Raw genomic sequence first — 17400 nt, 5'->3', positions numbered from 1 at the left:
CCATTGTTTACAACTCGGTGGTGCGACCCGTGCGCGGCAGCGATACGTCGCAAGACACTATCATACCGTGGTAAATCACTCCGCTCCTACCGTCCATTCTATGTCGGCTGACGTATACTCAATATGAAAGTGTGGCAATTTCGCCTCACGAGGACGACAGGAAGCGCAATATGTCCGACAAACACCGCCTGCACGATGCCAATTTTCCTTCCGCACGGGAAGAGCTTGATCACAGCGAAACTGACCATCCGCCGGCCTATAAGCTCGCGTTCACCGACCAGGATTTTCTACTCAGTGAAGAGCTGCGCGGCGTGCGCTTCCATCTGGAACTGCAAAAACCGGAAATGATTCTGCGCCAACACGGCATCGAATCCACCATTGCGGTATTTGGCAGTGCGCGCTTTCCATCACCCGAAGACGCCAAGCAAAACCTTGCCGCCGCCGAAGCCATTGGCGACCCCGCAGCCATTCGCGCCGCCAAGCGCAACCAACGCAACAGCCGCTATTACGAACAGGCGCAGCGCTTTGCAAGACTGGTTACCGAACATTCGCTGAATTGCCCGAGCGCGGAACAGCTGCATATCGTCACCGGTGGCGGCCCCGGTATTATGGAAGCCAGTAATCGCGGCGCCAGTGACGCTGGCGGTCGATCGCTAGGGCTGAATATCGTCCTTCCCCACGAACAGCATCCCAACGCCTACATCAGCCCCGAGTTTTGCTTCCGCTTTCACTACTTCGGCATACGCAAAATGCACTTTATGATGCGCGCCAAAGCTGTGGTGGTATTTCCCGGCGGCTTCGGCACCCTCGACGAGCTGTTCGAAGCGCTGACATTAATACAAACCGGCAAGTCCAGAGATGTCCCCATTATTCTGGTGGGACACGAGTTTTGGCAGCATGCGATAAACCTGGAGTTTCTCCGCGACGAGGGGGTGATCAGCCCCGAGGACGTCAATATGATCAGCGTTGTCGACAACGCCGACCAAGCCTGGCAAACCATTATTGATTTTTACGACCTCAGCCCCGGAAAATGCCCGAGCTGCTAGCGCCTTGCCGGACAGCGACTATGGTATAGTCGCTGTCTGTAGTCTGAAAGTCGCTTGCTGCCCATGTCTGACAACCTCGTTTGCCTCAACAACGTCCGCTTTGCTCACCAACTCGAGCCTGTTCTGGATGACTTCAACTGGTGCTGGCCCAAGGGAAAACACCTCGCCATTCTCGGCAGCAATGGCTGTGGCAAAACCACTCTCGCGCAGCTTATTATCGATACGCTGCGCCCCAACCGCGGCCAATGCAGCTACGGCGAGCGTATAGGGCCAGGGGATATTGCTCATATCTCCTTCGACCAACACCGCCAGCTGATGGAGCACGACCGCCGCTTTGACGATAGCGAAACCCGCGCGGATGCCTTTGATGTTGGCACCCGCGTGCGCGACGCCATTTTGCAGGGCGGGGTTGCCGATGAGAACTTTGGTCAGCTGTGCCAACGCCTGCGCATCGAGCACATCCTGGACCGGGGAATACGTTTTATTTCCACCGGCGAGAGCAGAAAAACCTTACTTGCCCGCGCCTTGCTGGCAAAGCCCGCCGCGCTGATTATCGACAATCCGCTAGAGGGGCTGGACGCCCAGGCGCAGGCGGATATTCGCCAGTTACTTGACGAGCTGGTCGCCTCCCCCATCCCGGTACTGCTGCTCACCAAAAGCGCGACAGACATTCCCGACGGCATCGACGAGGTGCAGGTTATGTCTCAGGGCAGTATTACCGACCACTGCTCGCCCGCTGAGGCGAGGCGCAGGTTTGCACCGCGCCCACATTTCAGCCGCGCGCTGCCACTGGCAGACATTGCGCCCTGGCCCGAAGGTGAAGCGCTTTTCGAGCTGCAACATGTCGATGTGAATTTTCGCGGTACGTCGGTGCTAAGCGACATAAACTGGCGCTTTATGCCCCACCACCACTGTTGGATAAGCGGCCCCAACGGCGCGGGAAAGTCGACCCTACTCGGACTGCTCTGCGGTGAAAACGACAAGGCCTACGGCCAGAACATTCGCCTGTTTGGCAAGACCCGCGGCAGCGGCGAAAGCCTGTGGGATATTAAGTCGCAATTTGGCCTGCTCAATACCAGCATGCAACTGAATTCCCTCAAACGGGTAAAGGCCAGCGATGTGATCGCTTCCGGCTTCTTCGACTCTGTCGGTCTTTACGACCAACCCAGCCCCTCACAGCAGCAATGCTTGCGCGAGTGGCTCGCCGCGTTGGAGCTCAGCGACTTTGCCGAACAGCGCTTTGAACGCCTTTCCTTCGGCCAGCAGCGCATGATTCTTTTAGCCCGGGCAATGGTTAAATCGCCCCGCATCTTGATTTTGGACGAACCCTGCATCGGCTTAGACGAAGAACAAAAAGCCCGCCTGCTTGGCGCCGTCGATTACATTGCCGAGCACAGCCAGACTCGGATCTTGTTTGTCAGCCACCGGGAAGAAGAGATTCCGGCCTGCATCAATCAACACTTGATGCTGCAAGCCGCCGCAGCAGGTGGTTACACCGCGGTTATTCGCGAGCGCTGAATATCAGTCAAAGATACCCTTAAACCAATTCCACATCTTCTCGCCGTCGGGTGCGCAGCCGCCACTTTGCTGTGGCTCACTGCCTTTGATGAAAGGCACATAGCGGGCGTTCTCGCACCACGATTGCGTGCGCAGGCCCGACTCGGCATCCACCCATAAGTACTCCATATTGCTGCGCTGAGCAAAGGGCATTTGCTCTGTGCTGGCCTCGGCCATAAATTGCCGCCACACGCGCAGGGCGCCACTGGCGCCGGTCAGCCCGGTTGACGCATTGTTATCCAAGCCCATCCACACCACCGCCAGATAGTCACCGGCAAATCCAGCAAACCAACTGTCGCGTGTGTCGTTACTCGTGCCGGTTTTGCCCGCCACGCGATAGTCTTTGGGGAGAACCCGGTAAACCGATTTACCGGTTCCCTCGCGCACGGTTTCCAGCATGGCGTATTGCAGCAAGTGCACCGGCGCGGCGTCGATCACCTGTTTGGGCTGCTGCGGGTAGCGCGCCAGCGGCTTGCCCCTGGCATCGGACACGGCGTAGATCGTGCGCAATGGCGTATAGCGTCCATCGGCGGCAATGGTTTGATACATCGCGGCCACCTCAATCGGGGCCAACTCAGCGGCGCCCAGCAGCATGGACGGCACCTCCAGCAGTGGCCGGTGTACACCCAGACGCTGAAACATATCCATAACATCACTCAAGCCAAGGTCTAGGCCCAGGTTTGCCGTTGCCAGATTGTAAGAGTGCGACAAGGCCTTGTGTAAGGGCACCATGCCGTGCGCTTTGCGACCGTAATTTGACGGTCGCCACAGGGTGCCATCGGCATTGGGAACACTCAGCGGCTCGTCGCGCAACTTGGTTAACAAGGTGTATTTGTCAGGTTGATTTAATGCGGTTAAGTAGACCGCCGGCTTCGCTAACGAGCCTATCGGTCGCAGTGCATCAAGGGCGCGATTAAACCCGGCATAGCGAGGTTGTCGGCCGCCAATCACTGCCACCACATCACCACTATCAACGGCGGTCACCACCATCGCGACTTGCAGATCCTTCTTGCGTTCAGCCAATTGCGAGAGCGCCTTGGCGGTTGCCGCTTCAGCGCGGCGCTGCAACAGCGGGTCGAAGGGCGTAAAGATCCGCAGGCCCTTTTTCTGTAAATCCTGACGCGCATAATCACGGCTCAACTGACGCCGAACCAAGTCGACATAGGCGGGGTACACACCGGCAAGCGCTGAACTTTTGGAGAGACTCAGCGGTTCTTTTTTCCAGGCTTCAAGTTGCTCGGCGTTCAGCCAACCCTCTTCGGCCAGCTCGGCCAATACGGTATTGCGGCGCGACGTGGCGCGCTGCGGATGACGCCAGGGGTCGTAATAGGAGGGGCCTTTGACCAGCCCTACCAGCATCGAGACCTGAGCGAGATCCAGTTCCTGCAGGGGGCGGTTAAAATAATGCCTGGCCGCGAGGCCGAAACCATGAATCGCGCGATTGCCCTCTTGCCCGAGATAGACCTCATTGATGTAGGCTTCAAGGATGCGGTCCTTGCTGTAGTGCAGCTCGGTGAGCAGTGACATCGCCGCTTCTTTGAATTTTCGCCACAGGCTTCGCTCATTGGTAAGCAGGGTGTTTTTCACCAGCTGCTGCGTCAGGGTGCTGCCGCCCTGCACCGTGCGCCCGGCTTTTATATTCACAATCAGGGCGCGGGCAATACTGCGCGGCGACAACCCAAAGTGGGAATAGAAATGCCGGTCTTCCACCTGTAACAGGGTTTCCACCAACATTTCCGGCACCTCGTCCAGAGACAGCATCAGGCGGTCTTCGTGACGCCCGGGATAGACGCCACCAATTACCGTTGGGTCCAGCTGCTCTTCAGCGATACGCTCGCCCAGCGCGTTGCGCACGACGCGTACCGTGGTTGCCGCCATTTCCACGGTGATTTTTTTCGCTTTGCGATGACCATCGGCAAAATCGAAAGGCCGCAGGTAAATCGTAAACGTGTCGCCTTGGCGCAAATAGCTGCCGGGCTCATTCACCAGACGCAGCTGGCGGTAGCCTAAATTTCGCAGTTCTTCTTCCAGCTCGTAACTGGTGAGCACCGCGCCGGATGCCAACACCAATGGCCGGGCATAGACCTTAGCTGGCTGGTCGTAGCGCTGCGGGTCGAAGGCGCCGCGCACCTTGGCGTCGCAATAGGCAAAGAAGACCAGCAGCGGAACCAGCCCGGCGATTGCCAGTTTGACAAACAGTCCTCGCCAGCTGGCGGGGCGAGGTAGCCGAAAGCGGCGCCGATGGTTATTTTTCTGGGGCATGAAAACTCTCGTTGAATTGCAAATCCCACGTGGGCGCGGATAATAGCGCGCACTTTACTGCAAGTTATTGGCAAATAAGATGAAAAAATATCACGTTTACGGCATCGGCGCGGCACTGGTCGACACGGAAATTCAAGTCCAAGACAGTGAACTCACTGAAATGGGTGTTGAAAAAGGCTTGATGACACTGGTCGATGAGGCCCGCCAACAGGAATTGTTGGACAAGCTTGAAGGCCACCTGGTTCACTCTCGCCAGGCCAGCGGTGGTTCGGGCTGCAACTCGGTTGTTGCCGCCGCCTACTTTGGTGCCAAGGGCTACTATTCCTGCAAGGTCGCCGCCGACAGCCACGGCGACTTCTTCCTAAACGATATACGCGACGCCGGCGTTGATTCAGGTTTCGACGCCGAGCGCGATGGCGGCATTACCGGAAAATGCCTGGTATTGATCAGCCCAGATGCCGAGCGCAGCATGAATACCCACTTGGGCATTAGCGCGGAGCTTTCGGTCAAAGAGCTCAACGAGGCCGCCCTTGCCGACTCTGCCTACTACTACATGGAAGGCTACTTGGTTACTTCTGACTCAGGGCGCGCAGCGGCAATTCGCGGCCGCAAGGTTGCAGAACAAAACGGCGTTAAAACCGCGTTGAGTTTCTCTGACCCAGGCATGGTGGAGTTTTTCCGCGACGGCCTCAGCGACATGCTCGGCGACGGTGTCGACCTGCTTTTCTGTAACGAAGCCGAGGCCTTGCAGTGGGCCGGTAGCGAGTCACTGGATGACGCGGTGAGCGCAATCAAGCAGATTGCCAAACAGTTTGCCATCACTTTGGGCGCCAAGGGTGCATTGGTTTTTGATGGCGAGCAGCTGCACTCCATCGCGCCCTGCAAAGTCAACGCGGTAGATACCAACGGCGCCGGCGATATGTTCGCTGGCGCCTTCCTCTACGCTATCAGCCAAGGCCACAGCGCGGAAGCGGCCGGTAAACTTGCCAGTCGCGCCGCAGCGGAGGTGGTGTCTGACTACGGCCCTCGCCTGCCTGGCCCCAAGCACGCCGAGCTGCGCCAAGAAGTACTTGGCCAGTAACGACAAAAGGCGCCTCACGGCGCCTTTTTTATTGTTTCTCGTCAATCATTTGCCAAGCAGAAAACTCTGCAACTGCGGGTCGGCAAGCATGCTTTCCAGCACATCAACCACCAAGCTGTTTACCAGCTCCTCATTGTGGGGTTCGCTGGGGGCATTAAAAAACTTCTCTTTGCGTTTGACTCGGTAACGCCCTTCATAGCGGCTGTCACTGCGCGTTGCCTCAGCCTTCACCACCGCCAACATATCCATATCGTGCCCAACCCCTTCTTGCTCGGGGTGATTGTAAACCAGCGACTCAAACACAATATGCAGGTCGACGGTGTCTGCACTCAGGCTATCAACTTCAAAACCCATGGCCTTCATTCGCGCCTTTAACACCGGCTGCACGGCCAGCGACAGGCTGTTTTGCAGGGTGATCAACGCCGTCTCCCGGTAGGCACCGCCGCGGCTGCCAAGTACCTTATTGCTGCGTCCATCGCTGACACGCACATGCACTGGCTGGCCCTGGGCAAGCTGCTGCTCGGGCGCTTGCTCAAAGCTAGGCGCAACGGTAATTTTTTGCGGACTTTGCGCACACGCTGCCAATACCAAAACAGCGAGCACCGTCGATACGTTTACTACTGCACGAGAAAGAACCATGACTTATCCTTGAGCTAACAGATCGCGTAAATCAATAATGGCAGCGTTGGCGCGAGAAATGTACGACGCCATTACCAAAGAGTGATTCGCCAATAGGCCGAAACCACTGCCATTCAACACCATTGGGCTGAACAACAATTGTTGAGTTCCCTCCAGCTCACGAATAATTTGTCGCAAGCTGACGGTCGCATTTTTATTGTCCAGCACATCGGCAAAGTCTTGTTCGGCCGCTTTCAAAAAATGAATCAGGGCCCATGCACTGCCACGCGATTCAAAGAACACATTGTCGATCTGCAGCCACGGTGTTTTCACCCGTTGCTCAGAGGCCGACGGCGTAGACTGGCGCGCACTGGGATCATTTGCCAGGTCGGTGTTAACCCGCGGACGCCCGACGCTGGAACTGAGTCGCTGCGAGAGGCTGCCCAACCGCGACTCGACCACAGACAGCCAGTAACGCAGGTTATCGGCGCGAGCATAGAATTGCGCCTGAGGCTGGTCGACATCGCTGAGGCGGCTGCGGTAGGCCTTGAGATAGCGAATACCCTGGCGATACTCCGATTCGGAAGCCGGTACCGCCCAACTGTTCGAGGAAAAATTGAAACGCGGCTCCGCCTTCGCAAGGTCGGGATCTTCCTGAGACTGCGACTGCGAACGGCTGTAACTTTCTCGCATGGCTCGACTCAGATCGCGCACCTGCATCAACACGCCGTATTCCCATGCGGGCATATTGTCCATCAGTACGCCCGGGGGAGTAATGTCGTTGCTGAGAAAGCCGCCGGGCTTGTCGAGCAATATTTCAGCAACGTCAATCAACGCAGAGGTGGTCGCAGTGCCAACCACCGCGCGACTGCCATTGTCGCGGTCGTATTGCAGGGGTGGGTGATCCGGCGTCAGGCTCCAATACATACCGAAACCGGTTACCAAAAGAACATAAACGAGGCCGACAATACCGGCCAAACGCGCGACATTGCGGTTGCCAAGCCAGTCCTGCAGCGCCTCCTTAGCAGCAAAATAACCGTCGCTTAAACGCTGTTTTAACATTAGTGCGCTCCTCCGTGATGATGGTGATGCCCAGACGCAGGCTCGTTCAGTACGCTGCGCACCGGCGCTTCCACCTGCACGACATCGCCATCAATCAGCAAACTGAAATGCACCCGCTCGCCATGGCGCAGCGGCTGCTTCAAATTAATCAACATTAAATGGTTACCACCGGGCACAAAATCCAGTGTTTGCCCCGGCGCAATCGCCACACTATCTTCTTTGCGCATCGCCATCATGCCGTTGCGCTGCGAGTTGCTGTGAATTTCCACGCGGCCGGCAACGTCACTGGTTCCGGCCCGCAGCGTCACCGTTTGCGACGACGGATTGGTAACCGAAAAAAACGCCGCAGTGTTTTTTTGCCCCGGTGGCAGGCCGCGCACCACCGGATCGCGCAGCTCAACAGCCGCTGCACTAAACGGCAAAATTGCGGTGAGTAAAAGCAGCCATTTGCGGGTCATAACGTTCTCCAGGTTTCGCGGTGCAAGACAGCACCCTCGATCTGACTTACCATGGGCGCCGTCGGAGGCTTAAGCCGTGAGGCAACGCCGCGTATTGCGCCCTATGATAACGCCACTTTGCAGCGATAGTATTTATGAACCGGTTTTTATTACTGTTTTGTATAGTCAGTGCCAGCTTCTTTAGCTACGCCAGCGACCCCTTTAGCTCCTCCAGCAATACCGACCTTAGTGCAAATGGCTTTGCTCAAGGCGCGCAGTTTTTACCAGTAGAACAAGCCTACAAAGCCAGCATTAGCAGTGACAATGGGCTGCGCATCGATTGGCAAATCGCCGAGGGCTACTACCTTTACCGCGAACGTTTTGCCGTAAGCCTCAGTCGCGATGGCCAACCCGTCGATGCCACGGTAGAGTTTTCACCAGGCAAGGTCAAAGACGACCCGTATTTTGGTAAAACCGAAGTCTACTATCACGGCACAACGCTGCAGCTGGACGTCAGCGACACTGCCAACCTCCAACTCACCGTGGTCTCTCAGGGCTGCGCAGACGCAGGTCTGTGCTACCCGCCCCGCAGCCAAACCTTCAGCAGCGATGCCCAGGGCGTGTTCACTGAAGTTGATACTCCGGCACCTACTCCCGCCGCAGCGCTTTCTGCACCAGCTGAGAACCGCGGCCTGCTGATCACCCTGATCCTTGCCGCTATTGGCGGCGCGATTCTCAACCTGATGCCCTGCGTATTCCCGGTACTCGGCTTAAAGGTGCTCAGTTTCAGCAATGCTCACCAGGGCAGCCCGGCCAGTCACGGCCTCATCTACAGCGCCGGCGTGGTGCTGAGTTTTGTGCTGGTCGCCGCATTACTGATCACCCTTCAAAACGCCGGACAAGCAATCGGCTGGGGCTTCCAACTGCAGTCTCCGCTATTTGTTTCGCTGCTCGCCAGCCTCTTTTTTGTGCTGTCACTCAACCTGCTCGGACTCTTTGAGTTGAGTGGCAAATGGATGAATGTCGGCGCCGACATCAGCCGCGAACCCGGCTATCGCGGCAGCTTCTTCACCGGCGTGCTCGCCACACTGGTTGCCAGTCCCTGTACCGCGCCCTTTATGGGCAGCGCTATCGGCTACGCCGCCAGCCAGCCACCCGGCGTCGCGCTGCTAGTGTTCGCGAGCTTGGGGGCCGGTATGGCAGCGCCCGTGCTGCTATTAACCCTCTTCCCGCAATGGCTAAAGTTGTTACCCAAGCCCGGCGACTGGATGTTACATCTGCGCCAGTTTATGGCTTTTCCCTTGCTGGCCACGGCCATTTGGCTGGCGTGGGTGGTCGGTCGTCAGAACGGCGCCGATGCCATGGCAGCCACGCTGATTACCTGGCTCCTGCTGGGCTTTGGCATCTGGCTGTGGCCCCTGGGTAAACGCGGGAAAGCCTTGGCAGCCATCACCGCGCTGGCCATCCCGCTGTTGCTTCACAGCGGCCTGCAACGCCCGGCGCCCGCAAACAGCCAAACCGGTTTCGACCGCAGCCAAATACAAAGCCTGCGTGAATCAGGCCGCAACGTTTTCCTCGATGTCACCGCCGACTGGTGTATCACATGCGCGGCCAATGAAGCGCTGGTTCTCAATACCGATGACATCCGCGACGCATTCGAGCACGCCAATGTGAGCTATGTGGTTGCTGACTGGACCCGCTACGACCCCGTGATTACCGAGCTGTTGGCCGATTTCCAGCGCAACGGCATCCCCCTGTACATCTACTACCCCGCCGATCTCAGCCAGCCGCCACAGGTCTTGCCACAGATTCTCAGCAAAGACACAGTAATGGCCATTTTGCGTCCTTAAAGGCGTGTTTTCAGTGTTAGCACTGAAAACACTTACTTCGGGGAAAAACCTGCCATTGTCTGCAATCTTGCGGGAAACTTGCGGCCATCTTAAAAAATTCACCAAATTCGTTGGACTCGCTTTTTCAATTGCGGCAAACTACGCGAAATTTCTCTAGCAAACCCCGGTGAAACATGGCATCGATACTCGTGCTGCACGGCCCCAACCTCAATTTACTTGGCACCAGAGAGCCCGAGGTCTACGGCCACCACAGCCTCGAGGACATCAATCAGCAGCTGCAAGACGCTGCCAGCGCCGCGGGCCATCACCTCCAATGCTTACAGAGCAATGCCGAAGTAGAGCTGATCGAGCGAATTCACCAAGCCCGGCCCGAAGGCATTAATTTTATTATTTTCAATCCGGCAGCCTTCACCCACAGCAGTGTGGCCCTGCGCGACGCACTGTTGGGTGTCGACATTCCGTTTATCGAAGTGCACCTGTCGAACGTTCACGCCCGTGAACCCTTTCGCCAGCACTCCTATTTTTCAGATATTGCCCGCGGGGTGATTTGCGGTCTGGGGCCACAGGGTTACCTGCTGGCACTGCAGGCCGCACTGTCACAACTGCAGGACTAGCCCTTCACAACACATTAAAAAAAGAGAGTGACTATGGACATCAGGAAAGTAAAAAAACTGATTGAACTGCTCGAAGAGTCCAACATCGACGAGCTGGAAATCAAGGAAGGCGAAGAATCGGTGCGCATCAGCCGCAACAGTGGTAGCGTGCAGATGGCGGCGCCGCAGTACGTTAGCCAGGCGGTACCTGCAGCGGCGCCTGCCGCAGCAGCGCCTGCACCTGCCGCCGAGGCCGAGCCAAAAATTAACGGCCACGTTATTAAGTCGCCCATGGTCGGCACTTTTTACCGCTCGCCGTCACCGGGCTCTCCCGCTTTTGTTGAAGTAGGTCAGCACGTTAAAGCCGGCGATGTGGTTTGCATTGTCGAAGCAATGAAAATGATGAACCAAATCGAAGCCGACAAATCCGGTGTGGTAGAAGCTATTTTGCTGGACGACGCGCAGCCCGTGGAGTTTGACCAGCCTCTGATCACCATCGTGTAAGCACACCATTCACGCACACACGATCACTGCACAGAGGACAGCACATGCTTAAAAAAGTCGTTATCGCCAACCGTGGCGAAATCGCGCTGCGCATCTTGCGCGCCTGCAAGGAGCTGGGAATAAAAACCGTGGCCGTGCACTCCATCGCCGACCGCGACCTGATGCACGTTCGCCTCGCTGACGAGTCGGTTTGCATTGGGCCAGCTCCCTCACCCGCTAGCTACTTGAACATTCCTGCCATTATCAGCGCAGCAGAAATCACCGACGCCGTCGCCATTCACCCCGGCTACGGCTTCCTCGCTGAAAATGCCGACTTTGCCGAGCAGGTTGAGAACAGCGGGTTTACCTTTATCGGCCCGACTGCCGACGTCATTCGCATGATGGGCGACAAAGTGTCGGCCATTCAGGCCATGAAAAAAGCCGGCGTTCCCACGGTGCCGGGCTCTGACGGGCCCATTACGCAGGACAATGACCGCACCCTGAGCATCGCCCGCAAAATTGGCTATCCGGTAATTATCAAAGCGGCTGCCGGTGGTGGTGGACGCGGCATGCGAGTGGTTCACAGCGAAGCCGCACTGCTTAACGCGGTATATGTTACCCAGTCGGAAGCCAAGGCGGCCTTTGGTGACGATACCGTATACATCGAGAAATTCCTGGAGAATCCACGGCACGTGGAGATTCAGGTACTCGCCGATGGCCAGGGCAACGCCATTCACCTCGGGGATCGCGACTGCTCTTTACAGCGCCGCCACCAGAAGGTGCTGGAAGAAGCCCCCGCCCCGGGTATTCCCGATGACGTGCGCAACGAAGTGGCGATGTCTTGTGTTGAGGCCTGTAAAACCCTCAACTATCGCGGCGCAGGCACCTTTGAATTTCTCTACGAGGACGGCCAGTTCTTCTTCATTGAAATGAACACCCGTATTCAGGTTGAGCACCCGGTTAGCGAAATGGTCACCGGCGTCGACCTGATCAAAGAGCAACTCAAGATCGCAGGCGGTGAACCCCTGAGCCTTCGTCAGGAAGACATCGTGGTTAGCGGCCATGCTTTCGAGTGCCGGATCAACGCCGAAGATCCAAAAACCTTTATGCCCTGCCCGGGTAACATCAAGCACTTCCACGCACCCGGCGGTCTTGGTGTGCGCGTCGACTCCCACCTCTACAGCGGCTATACCGTGCCTCCCCACTACGACTCGATGATCGCCAAGATCATCACCTGGGGCGACGACCGCGAGTCGGCATTAAGCCGCATGCGCACCGCGCTGGACGAGCTGGTCGTAGACGGCATCCGTACGAACACCGAGCTGCACCGCGATTTGGTGCGCGACAATGCCTTTGCCAAGGGCGGCGTCAGCATCCACTATCTCGAAAAGAAACTGAAAATCTGATTTACTCCGGTTTTCATTGACACCGACAAGGGGCCAACAGGCCCCTTTTTTATTTTTGCTACCGAGACCTGACATGAGCTGGCTACAGATCCGCCTCGACGCCAACCCCGACTCCGCCTCTGCCCTTGAGGATGCCCTACTGGACTGCGGCGCCGCATCGGTGACCCTTGAAGACAATGCCGATCAACCGCTTTTTGAGCCTCCCATCGGCCACACCCCAATCTGGCAGCACACCCGCGTCACCGGTATGTTCCAAGCCGACACAGACATGGTCACGGTCCTGGCACAATTGAACGCTCTCGTAGGCGAGCTCCCCAAGCATCGCATCGAGATTCTTGAAGATCGAGACTGGATTCGCGAGTGGATGGACAGCTACCAACCACTTCAATGCGGCAAGCAACTATGGATTTGCCCAAGTTGGCGCGAACCCGTCGATCCAACGGCAGTAAATATACTGCTGGACCCCGGCCTGGCTTTCGGAACCGGCACCCACCCGACGACCTGGCTGTGCCTCGCCTGGCTAGACAGCCAACCCCTGACCGGCAAAACCGTCGTCGACTACGGCTGCGGCTCAGGTATTCTCGGGATTGCCGCGCTGCTACTGGGCGCAGAAAAACTGATTGCCGTCGACACCGATCCACAAGCGCTGCAGGCCACCAGCGAAAATGCCACGCGCAATAATATCGACCCCGACAAACTGGCGTGTTATCTCCCCGAGGAGGTTCCACCGGGCCTTCACGGCGACGTGTTGCTCGCCAATATTTTAGCCGGGCCGCTGATGGAGTTGGCGCCGACCCTTGCCGGCTGCCTGGACCCTGGCGCGCCCATTTGCCTGTCGGGCATACTGGACAGCCAAGGCGACACGATTAAGCAATGCTACCAGCGCTGGTTTGTCGGCCTGGCTAGCGAACAGCGGGAAGAATGGCTCCGTATCAGCGGCAAGCGCAACAGCGAGCCGGCCAAGTAGCATCGACTGAAGACAGCCCCTATACTCTGCTCCACGAATCGCAGTGAGGACTGCCCAGCCCCGGCACCACAGATATGCCAGACGCCCATAACGCAAACGACAACTTGCTCGACAGCGTGTGTTGCCCAGCCTGCGACACCCGCTTTCGCTGTCAATTTTCCGACCTTGCCATCGCCAATGGCCTGCTTCGCTGCGGCGTCTGCCAACACGTGTTCAATGCCACCGAGCAGCTAACCCCCGCTCAGCGCGAGGCCTTTGACGCGCTAGTGGCGCCGACGACCAGCCCCGCACCCGCAAAAGACTCACCCGAACCGGACTCAAACAATTCGGACGAAACCACCGCAGCTGGCAGCGACAAGCAGCTCGGCCCCGAACTGCTTGAAGGCTTGTCCACCAACGACCACGGCTTTGAATTTCATCAACCGCGAGCGCGACGTCGCTGGCCTTGGCTACTAGTAAATAGCCTGGCGCTGATAGCCCTACTGGCTCAGTGGACGTACTGGCAAAGGAGCTACTTACTCAGCCACCCAAACCTGCCACCAGAGATTAAAGCGTTTGCGTTATCCCAGTGTGCACAGCTGGCGCTGACCTGCCTGCCAAATCAACCTACACCCGGACCGCAGCCAAGTCGCGACATTATTAGCCAAAAGCTCCTTGTTCGCCCCCACCCCGACGTTGCCGATGCCTTCAAGGTAGATGCCATTCTGCTCAACAAGGCAGATGGCGCACGCGACTTCCCCCTGCTACAACTGCGTTTCAGTAATATTCACGGTATTGAGTTAGCCAGCCGCCTGTTCTATCCAAGCGAGTACCTGGCCGGCGAGCTGAACGCCCTGTCCCAGCTCGAAAGCGGCCAGCCCGTGCATATTGCCTTGGAAATCGCCGCCCCGGCGGCCGATGCAGTCAACTACGAACTCCGCCTTTTCAGTCGACCTTAGCGGGGTCGTTACACTGGTTATTTTCTGAGCGCAAGACTACCGAAAGCAAAATCTAGCGAGTAGAATAGCTGCCCTGTTTTCCCACGGTCTCTCCTTTAACGGGGCATGGCGATGATCCGGATTGGTCCTCACAAGCTCCCCGCTCGCGCTGTTTTGGCGCCGATGGCGGGCATTACCGACCTCCCCTTCCGGCAACTGTGTCTGCAGTTTGGCGCCGGCTTGACCGTATCGGAAATGCTGATTAGCAATAGCGACTTGTGGCACACACGCAAAAGCCACCTGCGCCTCGCTAAGGACGACGATGCTCTGCGCTCGGTTCAAATCGCCGGCGCCGAGCCGGCCATGATGGCTGACGCCGCACGTCGCTGTGCGGACGATGGCGCCCATATTATCGATATCAATATGGGCTGCCCGGCAAAGAAAGTTTGCAAACGCGCGGCGGGATCCGCCCTGCTACGCGAACCCGAACTTGTCGAGGCGATTCTTCGCGAAGTCACCGCTGCTGTCTCGGTACCGGTAACGTTGAAGATTCGCACTGGCTGGTCGCCCGAGCAACGCAATGGCGTCGATATAGCCCGCCTGGCAGAAGACTGTGGCATTGCTGCGCTGGCCGTACATGGCCGCACGCGCGCCTGCCGCTTCAACGGCAATGCCGAGTACGACACGATAGCGGCGATCAAGCAGGCCGTATCAATGCCAGTACTGGCCAATGGCGATATCGACAGCCCTGAAAAGGCACTCGCGGTCCTACAGCATACCGGCGCCGACGGCGTCATGCTGGGACGCGCTGTTCAGGGCAAACCCTGGCTGTTCCGGGAGATCAATGCAGCATTGGAAGGGGGTGAATACACTCCCGTTCAAACTGCGGAAATGCGCGAGGTCATGCTCTCGCATATCAAAGCATTACATCACTTTTACGGTGAACATCAGGGCCTGCGCATCGCGCGCAAACACTGCGCGTGGTATTTGCAGGGCTTTAACAACGTGGATTTCAGGCGCCACTTCAACCGCCTGGAAGACGCGAGTGCACAACTAGATGCTGTACAGAGCTTTTTTGAACAGCACAGCGACAAATTACAGGATGCAGCAGCATGAACCTCAGCCCATTAAGCGCTGCCGAGAGCAGCCCAGTCAGCACCGCTCCGGCCGATGATATTTCGCAAGCCAAAACTCTGCGCGACAGTGTCGCTATCGCCCTGAACAATTACTTCTCAAACCTCGACGGCCAAGATGTCAGCGACGTCTACAATATGGTGTTGTCTGAGATAGAAGCGCCACTGCTCGAAGAGGTAATGAAGTACACCCGCAACAACCAAACCCGCGCTTCGCAAATGCTCGGTCTCAACCGCGGTACGCTGCGCAAAAAATTGAAACAATACGACCTGCTATAAACCCGCCATCGCACCCAGAGGAACACCGCCCGGATGACTACCGAGACGACTTCACGCCCCGTTAAACGCGCGCTAATCAGCGTATCCGACAAATCTGGCATCGTCGATTTTGGCCGCCAGCTTACCGAGATGGGGGTAGAACTCCTCTCCACCGGAGGCACCTACCGCCTACTGCAAGACAACGGCATTAGCGTCACGGAAGTTGCGGACTACACGGGCTTTCCTGAAATGATGGATGGTCGGGTGAAAACCCTCCACCCGAAAGTTCACGGCGGCATTCTCGGCCGCCGTGGCACCGACGATGCTGTTATGAGCGAACACGGCATTGACGCTATCGATATGGTAGTTGTTAACCTCTACCCCTTTGAAGCCACCGTTGCCAAGCCAGATTGCAGCCTGGAAGATGCGATCGAGAATATCGATATCGGCGGCCCGACCATGGTTCGCGCAGCGGCGAAGAACCACCGCGACGTTGCCATTGTGGTAAACGCGGGCGACTATGACGCCATTATCGAGGAAATGCGTGCCAACGACGGAGCAACCATGCACAGCACCCGTTTCGACCTCGCCATCAAAGCCTACGAGCATACGGCATCGTACGACGGCGCCATCGCCAATTACTTCGGCAGACTCGTTCCCGGCGGCAGCGACAAATTCCCTCGTACCTTTAACAGCCAGTTCGTTAAAGCCCAGGAAATGCGCTACGGCGAAAACCCCCATCAAGACTCAGCGTTTTATGTTGAGCGCCACCCCAGCGAAGCCTGCATTGCCACCGCCACGCAGCTGCAGGGCAAGGAGCTGTCATACAACAATATTGCCGACACCGATGCCGCACTTGAGTGTGTGAAGAGCTTTACCAAGCCCGCCTGCGTGATTGTTAAACACGCCAACCCCTGTGGTGTCTCGGTGTCGCTCAACGGGATTGGCGAAGCCTATGACCTGGCCTTCGCCACCGACCCTGAATCGGCCTTTGGCGGCATTATCGCCTTTAACCGCGAGCTCGATGCCGCTACGGCGCAAGCCATTTGCGAGCGCCAGTTCGTCGAAGTGATTATCGCCCCAAGCGTCAGCGAAGACGCGCGCGCCGTTGTGGCCGCCAAGAAAAACGTGCGCCTGCTGAGCTGCGGAGAGTGGGATAGCCCACAAGCTGCCTTTGACTATAAACGCGTCAACGGCGGCCTGCTGGTACAAGACCGCGACCTCGGCATGATTACTGCCGGTGAGCTGAAAGTGGTGAGCAAGCGCCAGCCCAGTGAAGACGAGATCAACGATTTGATCTTCGCCTGGAAAGTCGCCAAATTCGTCAAGTCGAACGCGATTGTCTACGCCAAAAATCGCCAGACGATCGGTGTCGGCGCCGGGCAGATGAGCCGAGTGAACTCCGCGCGCATCGCCGCTATTAAGGCCGAGCACGCGGGCCTGCAAGTTGAGGGCGCCGTGATGGCATCCGACGCCTTCTTCCCCTTCCGCGATGGCATCGACAATGCGGCGAAAGTTGGCATTAGCTGCATCATTCAGCCGGGCGGTTCAATTCGTGACGAAGAAGTCATTGCCGCCGCCGATGAGCACAACATGGCAATGGTATTCACTGGCATGCGCCACTTCCGCCACTAACGCTGAAATATCGCCGGCAGCTGTCTGCCGGCGACGCCAGCACCGAATCGATAGAAAAAAGATAATTTCTTCGGCCTTGAAGCAACCATTGCTCA

The 17400-nt window shown here is 57.4% G+C and carries 16 protein-coding genes; 12 read left to right on the top strand and 4 right to left on the bottom strand.

Features of this window, described 5'->3' with window-relative positions; translation table 11 throughout:
* Positions 1 to 170: 170 nt before the first annotated feature.
* Together H573_RS0110810 and H573_RS0110805 are read left to right on the top strand one after the other, a co-directional pair.
* Positions 171 to 1046, top strand: coding sequence for an LOG family protein (locus H573_RS0110810; RefSeq protein WP_027874289.1), 876 nt, complete (start codon positions 171 to 173; stop codon positions 1044 to 1046).
* Positions 1047 to 1109: 63 nt separating this feature from the next.
* Positions 1110 to 2564, top strand: coding sequence for an ATP-binding cassette domain-containing protein (locus H573_RS0110805; protein WP_027874288.1), 1455 nt, complete (start codon positions 1110 to 1112; stop codon positions 2562 to 2564).
* A gap of 3 nt (positions 2565 to 2567) precedes the next feature.
* Here H573_RS0110805 and mrcB read toward each other — a convergent pair whose 3' ends face one another.
* On the bottom strand, positions 2568 to 4865 hold the full coding sequence (gene mrcB, locus H573_RS0110800; RefSeq protein WP_027874287.1) for a penicillin-binding protein 1B: 2298 nt from the start codon (positions 4863 to 4865) through the stop codon (positions 2568 to 2570).
* Between the two features lie 79 nt (positions 4866 to 4944).
* Here mrcB and H573_RS0110795 point away from each other — a divergent pair, with 79 nt between their 5' ends.
* Positions 4945 to 5946 (top strand): adenosine kinase, encoded by a 1002-nt coding sequence (locus tag H573_RS0110795; RefSeq protein WP_027874286.1) that lies wholly within the window; start codon positions 4945 to 4947, stop codon positions 5944 to 5946.
* Between the two features lie 45 nt (positions 5947 to 5991).
* Here the strand turns inward: H573_RS0110795 and H573_RS19055 are convergent, their stop codons facing one another.
* The 3 genes from H573_RS19055 to H573_RS17860 are packed head-to-tail and all read right to left on the bottom strand — an operon-like array spanning position 5992 to position 8084.
* Positions 5992 to 6585 carry a YajG family lipoprotein gene (locus H573_RS19055; protein ID WP_051171209.1) on the bottom strand — a complete coding sequence of 198 codons (594 nt, stop codon included), beginning with the start codon at positions 6583 to 6585 and terminating at the stop codon, positions 5992 to 5994.
* Between the two features lie 3 nt (positions 6586 to 6588).
* Complete coding sequence (locus tag H573_RS0110785; RefSeq protein ID WP_027874285.1) at positions 6589 to 7626, bottom strand: DUF2333 family protein; 1038 nt, start codon at positions 7624 to 7626, stop codon at positions 6589 to 6591.
* A complete protein-coding gene (locus H573_RS17860; protein WP_036256523.1) occupies positions 7626 to 8084 on the bottom strand; it encodes a copper chaperone PCu(A)C in 459 nt (152 codons plus the stop codon). Before H573_RS17860 ends, H573_RS0110785 begins: the two co-directional genes overlap by 1 nt.
* Positions 8085 to 8218: 134 nt before the next feature.
* On the opposite strand from H573_RS17860, the gene H573_RS0110775 reads away from it, so the two are divergent.
* The 9 genes from H573_RS0110775 to purH all read left to right on the top strand — a co-directional run bounded on the left by H573_RS0110775 (position 8219) and on the right by purH (position 17305).
* A complete protein-coding gene (locus tag H573_RS0110775) occupies positions 8219 to 9913 on the top strand; it encodes a protein-disulfide reductase DsbD family protein (protein WP_027874284.1) in 1695 nt (564 codons plus the stop codon).
* Positions 9914 to 10086: 173 nt separating this feature from the next.
* Positions 10087 to 10527 (top strand): type II 3-dehydroquinate dehydratase, encoded by a 441-nt coding sequence (aroQ, locus tag H573_RS0110770; RefSeq protein WP_027874283.1) that lies wholly within the window; start codon positions 10087 to 10089, stop codon positions 10525 to 10527.
* A 33-nt stretch (positions 10528 to 10560) separates the two neighbouring features.
* On the top strand, positions 10561 to 11010 hold the full coding sequence (accB, locus tag H573_RS0110765) for an acetyl-CoA carboxylase biotin carboxyl carrier protein (RefSeq protein WP_027874282.1): 450 nt from the start codon (positions 10561 to 10563) through the stop codon (positions 11008 to 11010).
* A 44-nt stretch (positions 11011 to 11054) separates the two neighbouring features.
* Positions 11055 to 12395: an acetyl-CoA carboxylase biotin carboxylase subunit gene (gene accC, locus H573_RS0110760; protein ID WP_027874281.1), complete on the top strand. Its 1341-nt coding sequence runs from the start codon at positions 11055 to 11057 to the stop codon at positions 12393 to 12395.
* 73 nt (positions 12396 to 12468) lie between these two features.
* Positions 12469 to 13362 carry a 50S ribosomal protein L11 methyltransferase gene (prmA, locus tag H573_RS0110755; RefSeq protein WP_027874280.1) on the top strand — a complete coding sequence of 298 codons (894 nt, stop codon included), beginning with the start codon at positions 12469 to 12471 and terminating at the stop codon, positions 13360 to 13362.
* Between the two features lie 74 nt (positions 13363 to 13436).
* Positions 13437 to 14300 (top strand): zinc-ribbon and DUF3426 domain-containing protein, encoded by an 864-nt coding sequence (locus H573_RS0110750; RefSeq protein WP_027874279.1) that lies wholly within the window; start codon positions 13437 to 13439, stop codon positions 14298 to 14300.
* 111 nt (positions 14301 to 14411) lie between these two features.
* Positions 14412 to 15395, top strand: a complete 984-nt coding sequence (gene dusB, locus H573_RS17855) for a tRNA dihydrouridine synthase DusB (protein WP_234701865.1) — start codon at positions 14412 to 14414, stop codon at positions 15393 to 15395.
* On the top strand, positions 15392 to 15691 hold the full coding sequence (fis, locus tag H573_RS0110740) for a DNA-binding transcriptional regulator Fis (RefSeq protein WP_027874278.1): 300 nt from the start codon (positions 15392 to 15394) through the stop codon (positions 15689 to 15691). Before dusB ends, fis begins: the two co-directional genes overlap by 4 nt.
* 33 nt (positions 15692 to 15724) lie before the next feature.
* Positions 15725 to 17305, top strand: a complete 1581-nt coding sequence (gene purH, locus H573_RS0110735; protein WP_027874277.1) for a bifunctional phosphoribosylaminoimidazolecarboxamide formyltransferase/IMP cyclohydrolase — start codon at positions 15725 to 15727, stop codon at positions 17303 to 17305.
* The last annotated feature ends 95 nt before the right edge of the window (positions 17306 to 17400 follow it).

Source organism: Neomelitea salexigens DSM 19753, assembly GCF_000422345.1.
Classification (GTDB): Bacteria; Pseudomonadota; Gammaproteobacteria; order Pseudomonadales; family Spongiibacteraceae; genus Spongiibacter; species Spongiibacter marinus_A.
The sequence above is the reverse complement of the archived record's forward strand: the minus strand, read 5'-3'. Positions and strand labels throughout refer to the sequence as shown.

Coding starts and splice junctions, on each gene's coding strand:
- H573_RS17860 (WP_036256523.1), bottom strand. CDS start 8,084: ATGACCCGCAAATGGCTGCTTTTACTCACCGCAATTTTGCCGTTTAGT.
- accB (WP_027874282.1), top strand. CDS start 10,561: ATGGACATCAGGAAAGTAAAAAAACTGATTGAACTGCTCGAAGAGTCC.
- purH (WP_027874277.1), top strand. CDS start 15,725: ATGACTACCGAGACGACTTCACGCCCCGTTAAACGCGCGCTAATCAGC.
- H573_RS0110775 (WP_027874284.1), top strand. CDS start 8,219: ATGAACCGGTTTTTATTACTGTTTTGTATAGTCAGTGCCAGCTTCTTT.
- H573_RS0110795 (WP_027874286.1), top strand. CDS start 4,945: ATGAAAAAATATCACGTTTACGGCATCGGCGCGGCACTGGTCGACACG.
- aroQ (WP_027874283.1), top strand. CDS start 10,087: ATGGCATCGATACTCGTGCTGCACGGCCCCAACCTCAATTTACTTGGC.
- H573_RS0110810 (WP_027874289.1), top strand. CDS start 171: ATGTCCGACAAACACCGCCTGCACGATGCCAATTTTCCTTCCGCACGG.
- dusB (WP_234701865.1), top strand. CDS start 14,412: ATGATCCGGATTGGTCCTCACAAGCTCCCCGCTCGCGCTGTTTTGGCG.
- H573_RS0110805 (WP_027874288.1), top strand. CDS start 1,110: ATGTCTGACAACCTCGTTTGCCTCAACAACGTCCGCTTTGCTCACCAA.
- mrcB (WP_027874287.1), bottom strand. CDS start 4,865: ATGCCCCAGAAAAATAACCATCGGCGCCGCTTTCGGCTACCTCGCCCC.
- H573_RS19055 (WP_051171209.1), bottom strand. CDS start 6,585: ATGGTTCTTTCTCGTGCAGTAGTAAACGTATCGACGGTGCTCGCTGTT.
- fis (WP_027874278.1), top strand. CDS start 15,392: ATGAACCTCAGCCCATTAAGCGCTGCCGAGAGCAGCCCAGTCAGCACC.
- H573_RS0110750 (WP_027874279.1), top strand. CDS start 13,437: ATGCCAGACGCCCATAACGCAAACGACAACTTGCTCGACAGCGTGTGT.
- H573_RS0110785 (WP_027874285.1), bottom strand. CDS start 7,626: ATGTTAAAACAGCGTTTAAGCGACGGTTATTTTGCTGCTAAGGAGGCG.
- prmA (WP_027874280.1), top strand. CDS start 12,469: ATGAGCTGGCTACAGATCCGCCTCGACGCCAACCCCGACTCCGCCTCT.
- accC (WP_027874281.1), top strand. CDS start 11,055: ATGCTTAAAAAAGTCGTTATCGCCAACCGTGGCGAAATCGCGCTGCGC.